This window comes from Mesorhizobium sp. M8A.F.Ca.ET.021.01.1.1 (genome assembly GCF_003998025.1).
In the GTDB taxonomy this organism is placed as follows: Bacteria; Pseudomonadota; Alphaproteobacteria; order Rhizobiales; family Rhizobiaceae; genus Mesorhizobium.
This window is the reverse complement of record NZ_RZSJ01000622.1, coordinates 1-3,485: the sequence shown is the minus strand read 5'-3', so window position 1 is coordinate 3,485 and position 3,485 is coordinate 1. Positions and strand designations below refer to the sequence as shown.

At 63.0% G+C, this 3,485-nt stretch carries 2 protein-coding genes and 1 pseudogene; 2 read left to right on the top strand and 1 reads right to left on the bottom strand.

Features of this window, described 5'->3' with window-relative positions:
- Positions 1–975 (top strand): DUF3363 domain-containing protein (locus EOA36_RS30955; protein ID WP_127280703.1); only part of this gene is annotated, 975 nt, incomplete at its 5' end.
- A gap of 73 nt (positions 976–1,048) precedes the next feature.
- Positions 1,049–1,780 (top strand): AbiV family abortive infection protein, encoded by a 732-nt coding sequence (locus EOA36_RS30950; protein WP_126101821.1) that lies wholly within the window; start codon positions 1,049–1,051, stop codon positions 1,778–1,780.
- A gap of 8 nt (positions 1,781–1,788) precedes the next feature.
- Here EOA36_RS30950 and EOA36_RS30945 read toward each other — a convergent pair.
- Positions 1,789–3,485: pseudogene (locus EOA36_RS30945) on the bottom strand (OB-fold nucleic acid binding domain-containing protein); the annotation flags it as partial.

Sequence of the window (3,485 nt, the reverse complement as noted above, 5' to 3'; positions counted from 1 at the left end):
TGGGCAATCCACGATCGATCCGGCGAGCCGATCCAACTTCTCGTCGGTCGCGTCGTCGCGCGCGGGCTGGCCGACGAAATCAATGACCGGCATTACCTGATCGTCGAGGGCGTCGACGGCAAGAGCCATTGGATCGACATCGGCAGAGGCGAGGCGATAGAACCGATGCCTGATGGCTGCATCGTGCGTGTCGCGCCGAGGAACACCGAGCCGAGGCGGGTTGACCGCACCGTCGCCGAAGTCGCCGGCGCGCATGGCGGTCGCTACAACGTCGATATCCATCTGAGGCATGATACATCCGCCACCGAGAGCTTTGCGCAAACGCATGTACGGCGGCTGGAGGCGATCCGCCGCGCGACCGGCGGCGTCGAGCGAGAGCCGAACGGCACCTGGCTCGTCTCGCCAGACCATCTCGATCGTGTCACGGAATACGAGCGCCAGCGGGCCAGGGCCGAGCCTGTCGTTGTCGACAAGCTCTCATCAATGCCGCTGGAGCGCCAAGTTACCTTCGACGGCGCCACCTGGCTCGACCGGGAGCTGGGTGCGGAGAGACCGGAGGCGTTGCGCGACTCTGGGTTCGGGCGTGAGGTTCGCGAGGCGCAAGCCCGCCGGCGGCAGTGGCTGATCGCGCAAGGCCTCGCGCATGAAGAGCAGGATCGGATCGTCTATCGCGCCAACATGCTTTCGATGTTACGGCAGCGCGAACTGAACCGTGTTGCCGGGCAGCTGTCGGAGGAGCTTGGACTGTCTTATGTCGAAGCCCGGTCTGGAGACGAGTGGAGGGTAGGCTCCGTCGCTCCGTCGAGCTTGCCAGCGGAAAATAATGCCGTCCTTGAAAAGTCGCGAGAGTTCACGCTGGTGCCATGGCGGCCGGTGCTCGAGCGGCACATCGGCAAGGAGGTTTCCGGGATCGTGAGCGGGGAGGGGATTTCATGGACCATCGGCCGGCAGAGGAGCGGGCCTACTGTATCGTGACATGGCTGCACGGAATCGTCGCCGGCGCGCCCGAAGTGACGGGCGCGGCGGACTGGAATAAGCTGGACAAGGGATGAGCGATAAAGAGCGGGACGGCATAGTGGAGAAAGCGGCGAAGTCGGATCGGGTATCGTTGAACATTCTCGTCCGAGGAGCCGAAAAGACATTCGACAACGCGGAACGCCTTTTTGTCGAGGCGGAGCTCTTGGCGAAAGCAGGCGCTGTGGCACGGGCGCTGTGTCTGCATCAGATATCGCTCGAGGAATGCTCGAAGGTCGACAGCCTCGGTGCCTGGGCAGTCAGCCTGGTTGTCGGTTTTGACGTCGATCAGAAGAAGGTCCTGTCCGCCTTCGCGCGTCATGCGTCGAAGAACAAGTCCAATGCGTATATGCTCAAGGCATCCGAGGCGGAGAGTGAGGCCAGATTGCGTGGTGACTGGGACGGCGCGATGGCGGCATTCAAGGACAGCCAGGAGGCGTTTCACGAGAGATCAAATCAAGCCAAGAACGCCTCACTTTACGTCGACTGGATCGACGGTGAGTTTGCCGCCCCGAGTGAACGCATCAGCAAGGAGATGCTGGCCGAGATCACTGAAAGGAACGCAGAGTTTCTCGGTAACAGCCACAATTCGCTGAAGATGCTGAGACGTTTGGAAGAATCGCCAGACAAGATGCGAGGCCTGCTTTCGGGGTTCGTTGAGCAGGTCGAAAAGCTCCGCGAGGAAAAGCAGGACAACCCAATGGAAGCGATGGAGGCATTGCTGTCGAGCTTCCTTGAAGCCGGCATGCGCGAACTGAAGGGCTAGGGCGTCGCTTAGTGAAAATCCCGGCTCCTCACCTATTTGCAACGTGGGGTCAACGAGGTCACGTGGTCTGAAGCCCCTGGGTAAGCTCCGCGGATCGACTCCCGGTCCCCTGTGACGAGCTTCGTCGCCTCGCCCATGCGGAAGGGGAAACGGCGTCGCGCGGTTGCCCACACTGGCAAGGTCCCCCGAAAGGTCGATGAGTTGGTGTGCAACGAGATGGACCACTTCGCCCTCACGCTGAATCTTGCCGCGAACGCTGAGCATAGAGGAGGAGAGCAGCACGCGGCGATACTTCTCGAAAACCTTGACCCAGACGACGACATTGGCAGAGCCGGTCTCGTCTTCCATCGTCAGGAACATCACGCCCTTGGCCGAGCCGGGCCGCTGACGGACAAGAACAAGGCCGGCCGCCTCCAGCCAGCGTCCGTCGCGCGCCTGCATCGCTTCCCTGCAGGTGACGATGGCGCGCCGGGCAAGGTCACTGCGCAGGAACGAGAGCGGATGGTTGCGCAGGGTGAGACCGACATGCCGTAATCCTCGACCACTTCCCGACCGGCCGTCATCGGCCGAAGCGACAAAGCGGGCTCATGGATTTCCGAGACTGTCTTCTGTTCGCGCGCCGAGGCGGCGGCAAAGAGGGGCAGGGGTTCGTCGCGCAACCCCTTGAGTGCCCATAGAGCTTCGCGGCGCGCGAGACCGAGGCTGGAACGGAAGGCATCCGCCTCGGCCAGTTGGACCAGAGCTGCCGACGGCATGCCAGCGCGATGCCAGAGATCGTCGATGGATGCGAAGGGCTCGTCAGTCCGGGCTGCTACGATCGCCGCCGCGTCCGCATTGGCTAGCCCTTTGACGAGGCGCAGGCCGAGGCGGACGGCGAAGCGTCCGTCCTCGCCAATCGGCTCCAGCGTGCAATCCCACCGGCTCGCATTGATGCAGACCGGCCGGATCTCAACCCCGTGGGCCTGGGCATCGCGCACGATCTGGGCCGGCAGGTAAAAGCCCATTGGCTGGGAATTGAGCAGCGCACAGCAGAAGACCTCGGGATGGTGGCATTTCATCCAGCTCGAGGCATAGGCGATGAGCGCGAAGCTGGCAGCATGGCTTTCGGGAAAGCCGTAGCTGCCAAAGCCTTCGAGCTGCTTGAAGGTGGTCGCGGCGAATTCCGGCGTATAGCCGTTGGCGATCATGCCGCCGATCAGCTTGTCGCGAAATCTGCTTACGCCGCCAGTGTGCTTGAAGGTCGCCATGGCGCGGCGCAGCTGGTCGGCCTCGCCGGCACTGAAGCCGGCGCAGACCATGGCGACCTGCATGGCCTGCTCCTGGAACAGAGGGACGCCCAAGGTCTTGCCGAGCACGCGCTCGAGCTCGGGGGTCGGGAACTCGACCGGCTCCTTGCCCTCCCGGCGGCGCAGATAGGGGTGGACCATGTCGCCCTGAATCGGACCGGGGCGGACGATGGCGACCTCGACCACCAGGTCATAGAAGGTGCGCGGCTTGATGCGGGGCAGCATCGACATCTGGGCGCGGCTCTCGATCTGGAAGACCCCGATCGTGTCCGCCTTGCGGATCATGGCGTAGGTCGCCGGATCTTCGGCCGGGATGGTGGCCAAGTCGAGGGTCATGCCCTTGTGCTCGGCCAGCAGATCGAAGCTGCGTTTCATACAGGTGAGCATGCCAAGCGCCAGGACGTCGACCTTCATGAATT

Excerpts from the sequence above, each read along its gene's own strand:
- EOA36_RS30950 (WP_126101821.1), top strand. The coding sequence starts at position 1,049 with ATGAGCGATAAAGAGCGGGACGGCATAGTGGAGAAAGCGGCGAAGTCG.